Genomic DNA, 4,306 nt, shown 5'->3' on the forward strand with positions numbered 1-4,306 from the left:
GTCAGAATGCAGCTCGGCGCAGGGCTCACTACCCTCGGCCAGCCGCGGCATATGATTGAGATCGAGCCCGGTCGCCGCGAGCACGGTTTCCGACCAGCGGCGCTGGCCAACATCGAGCCACAACGTACCGGCCGCATCCGACATGTCCTCGACCATCTCGCCGGTCAGCCGATAGCGGACATAGGCCTTGGGCAGCAGCACTTTTGCTAGCCTGGCGAACACATCCGGCTCGTGCTTTGCGACCCACAGCAGTTTCGGCGCGGTGAAGCCGGGCATCGCCAGATTGCCGGCGATCGCATGCAGCTCCGGACAGCGGCGCTCGAGCTCCGCACATTCGAGCTGCGAGCGGCCGTCATTCCAGAGGATCGCGGGACGCAGCGGTTGTCCGTCCCGGCCGAGCAGGGTCGCGCCGTGCATCTGGCCGGACAGGCCAATGCCACGGACGGCCGCGATCTCGCGTGGATGGCCGCTTGCGAGATCATCGATCGCGCCGATCGTGGCGGCGACCCAGGCCTCGGGATCCTGCTCGGACCACAGCGGTGCCGGCTGCGACAGCGACAGCGCGCGCGCGGCGGTCGCGACCAGCGCGCCTGCATCGTCCTCCAGCACGGCCTTCACGCCGGATGTGCCGACATCCACACCGAGATACACGTCACTCCTCCTCAACTCTCATATCGGCGACGGACGATCTATCATCGTCTCGCCGCCGTCGTTGCTTTTCGCCGTACCAAGGTCACGGCAGATTGTCCCGCATCACGATGTCGATGCGGATCGTCTCCTGTTCGCTCAGGATCGGCTCGGCGCGGGCGAGCGCGAGCAGCACGCGCACCGCCGCGCGCGCCTCGTGTCCGGGGTTCTGCGAGATCGCCGCGTCCATCACGCCGTTCAACAGCAGCTTGCGCGTCAGCACCGTCACGTCATGGCCGACGAACATCACCTCGCCGGCGCGACCGGAGTCGACCAGCGCCTTGCCGACGCCCGACGTGCCGGCGCCGACATTGTAGAGACCGACGATATCGCGATGCTCGCGCAGCAGCCGCGTCATGACGCGCTCGGAGCGGTCATCTTCGTCATGTCCCTCGACGACCGGCAACACCTTGAGCTGCGGGAATTCGGCGGCAAGCACCTGGTTGAAGCCGAAGATGCGCTCGGCGTGATCGCGCAAGCCTTGCGAGCCGGCAACGATCGCAACATGGCCGTGCCGCCCGCCGACGAAGCGGCCGACCAGCGCGCCGGCGGTGCGGCCGGCGGCGATGTTGTCGATGCCGACGTAATGGTGACGCCGCGACGACGGCACGTCCGACACCAGGGTGACGACCTTGGCGCCGGCATCGACGAGATCGTTGATCGCGGCGCGCACGCTGGGATGATCGAGCGCAACCACCGCGACGCCATCGACCTGCCCGACCAGCTGTTCAAGCTTGGCCGACAGGATGGCCGGGTCGAATACATCGGTTTCCACCGTTTCGACGGCGAGCCGTCGCGCCGACAGCCAGCCGGCCATCTCACCGAGATGGGCCTGGATCTGCTGCATAAAGAGATTGGCGCCGGAGGGCATCACGAAAACGAAGCGCCGGGTGCGCGTGCGTGCAAGCTCGGACGCCGCGGCATGCGGCTGAAACGCGCTGCGCGCCATCGCGTCCTTGACGCGCCGCACCGTGTCGGGCCGCACGCCCGGACGGTTGTGCAGCACGCGATCGACGGTGGCCAGGCTGACGCCTGCCTGCCGCGCGATGTCCCGCAATGTCAGCGGCGCGTCCATGTCCTCCCCCTGTTGGGAGAGGAGGTTAATCGAATTCCTGAGGTACGCAACTCATTTCTGAGGTTTCAGCACTCAGCATTACGGTGCGCAGGTGAAACTCGCCGCCTCGCGGACTGGACCCGATTTGTAGTGTGGCCATGCCGGCCAACGGCACAGCGGCAGGCTGCGGACCGTCGCGAACGACGGCGCCTCGATCTTTTGCTCCGCCACTTCGAGGTCATCGGGTGCCTTGCCGTGCTCGACCCAGTCGACCAGCACGCTCAGCATGTCGACGTCAGCCGGCGCGCCGGAGCCGACATGATCGACGCCCGGCGCGGTGTAGAGCCGCGCGAATTCCGCGGTCTCAGCCTTGCCAAGCTTGCGCTCGACGCTCTCGAAATAGCGGATGCCGGCATAGGGGCTTTGCGCGTAATCGGCCATGTGCTCGAGCATCACCAGCCTGCCGCCATGGGCGCGGAATTGACTGAGATCTGGATTGGTCGAGTCCATCAGGTTGGAGACTTCGAGCACGCGCGCCTTGTGCTCCTCCGGCTTGTACGCCGTCACGTCCAGCTTCGGATCGCGCGCGAAGACATATTGGATGCCACCAGCGCCGTAGATCCAGGCAATGCCGTTGGCCGGGTTCGGCGGCAGCGTCGGCGCAGCTTTGCCGAGCCACCAGGAGATCCAGCCGCCGGCGGAGGCGAATTGCGGCGTGTCCTCGCCAGACACGCCCCACCCGGGATAGTCGTCGAGACCATTGGCGAGCGCGAACGGAAATTTGTAAGGAGAGTGCAAAGTGTCGATCGCCTTGATCTGCGCATCCGTCAGGCATTCATCACCGCTCTGCCCGGCGGCGCAGCGCAAGGTCTCCGGCTTGAAACTCGCCTTGCAGCCGACGGGGTTCTCGACCAGGCCGTCCTCGACGCCATCGGCCTTGTCGCAGGTCTTGCGGACCGCATCGGCCACCAGCTTCACCTGCGCAGGGTCGATCCAGCCGGCGCCCATGGTCACGAGCCCACTGCGTGTGCCGGCGTGCTGCAGGCCGGCCCAGTTGATGACCGGCACGCGGGCGAAGATGCCATCGAAATCATCCGGATAGCGCTGCGCCATGGTCAGCGCCTCGCGGCCGCCTTCCGACGAGCCCATGAAGTACATCCTGGCGGGCTTCTTGCCGTAGGCTTTCTGCATCAACTCGACAGCGGCATCGTGCACCTTCTTGTAGGCGAGGTGCGAAAAGTTCTCGAACGCCTCGTCGTTGAGCGCGAACACCTGCGGCGGCTCACCGGGCTTGGCCTCGTGGCCGGAATCGGTGCCATAGCTGACGAAGCCGCGCGCCAGCGGCGAGGCCTTGTCGAACGGATAAGCCGGCGGCAGGCCGAGTCCCGTGATCAGCACGCCGTTGAAACCACCGCCGCCGTATTGCAGCGAGCGGCCGTTCCAGTCGGTCGGCAGGTTGACCTCGAACTTGATCGGGGGCGCGGCGGGATCCCTGGGATCGATATGCCCGAGCACCTTGCAGAAGGCCGGGTTGGCCGGCACGACACGTGCGGCCGGCGAGCCGGCCTTGTCGGCGATCGAGAGCGCCGACGGCGACTGCATGGCCGCAGAATCGATCTTCATGCCATTTTGCGCAGAACCGGCGAGACCACTGCAGGTCGCCGCAGCGTCGCCGATGAGGCCGTCCGCGAATGCAGGCGATGCCAACAGTGCCACCATCAAGCCCGCACCGCATGCGCGCGGCGCATTCATCCATATCGCCATCTCTCTCGCCTCCCCATGCGTCCCGTTGTCCGGAACTTTTGTTTCGCATCTGTAGCGCAGCAGGCTGGCTCTAACCTCGCCCCGCTTGCGGGGAGAGGTCGATCGCGAAGCGATCGGGTGAGGGGGTACAGGTCTAACGATTCGCATTGCCCGTGCGTCTGCCCCTCACCCCCACCCTCTCCCCGTAAGGACGGGGCGAGGGAGCGCACCGCAACCTGCGCAATACCACTGTTCAATCGTCAAGATAATAGCGAACTAGAACGGCAGCCCGACATAGTTCTCCGCCAACGAGCGCTGCGCGGCTTCCGACGAGAACAGATAGGCCATGTCGGTGTCCTGCAGCCTGTCCTCGTAGGACAGGCGATCCGGGAAGCGATGCAGCAGCATCGTCATCCACCAGGAGAAGCGCTGCGCCTTCCAGATCCGCGCCAGCGCATGCTGCGAGTAGCTGTCGAGCCCCTTGTCGTCAGCCCTTTTGTAGTGATCGACCAGCCCATGATAGAGATAATAGATATCCGAGCCGGCGCTGTTCAGCCCGCGCGCGCCGGTCGGCGGGAAGATGTGGGCGGCGTCGCCGGCCAGGAACAGCCGGCCGTAGCGCATCGGCTCGGCAACGTAGCTGCGCAGCGGCGCGATGCTCTTCTCGATCGATGCGCCCGTGATCAGCTCAGTCGCGACATGGGCGGGCAGCCGCCGCTTCAGCTCGTCCCAGAATGCGTCGTCGCTCCACGCCTCGACCTTGTCCGACAGCGGCACCTGGATGTAATAGCGGCTCAAGACCTGCGAGCGCATCGAGCACAG

4 protein-coding genes are annotated in these 4,306 nt (G+C 65.8%); all 4 read right to left on the minus strand.

The window, feature by feature from the left end; genetic code table 11:
- Positions 1 to 651: FGGY family carbohydrate kinase (locus WA702_RS06800; RefSeq protein ID WP_425109766.1), on the minus strand; the 651-nt coding region annotated here is incomplete at its 3' end.
- A gap of 82 nt (positions 652 to 733) precedes the next feature.
- Positions 734 to 1,762 carry a LacI family DNA-binding transcriptional regulator gene (locus WA702_RS06805; RefSeq protein WP_425109767.1) on the minus strand — a complete coding sequence of 343 codons (1,029 nt, stop codon included), beginning with the start codon at positions 1,760 to 1,762 and terminating at the stop codon, positions 734 to 736.
- 78 nt (positions 1,763 to 1,840) lie between these two features.
- Complete coding sequence (locus tag WA702_RS06810) at positions 1,841 to 3,505, minus strand: tannase/feruloyl esterase family alpha/beta hydrolase (protein WP_425109768.1); 1,665 nt, start codon at positions 3,503 to 3,505, stop codon at positions 1,841 to 1,843.
- A 255-nt stretch (positions 3,506 to 3,760) separates the two neighbouring features.
- Positions 3,761 to 4,306: FAD-dependent monooxygenase (locus WA702_RS06815; protein WP_425109769.1), on the minus strand; the 546-nt coding region annotated here is incomplete at its 5' end.

This window comes from Bradyrhizobium sp. (genome assembly GCF_049798375.1).
Taxonomy (GTDB): Bacteria; Pseudomonadota; Alphaproteobacteria; order Rhizobiales; family Xanthobacteraceae; genus Bradyrhizobium.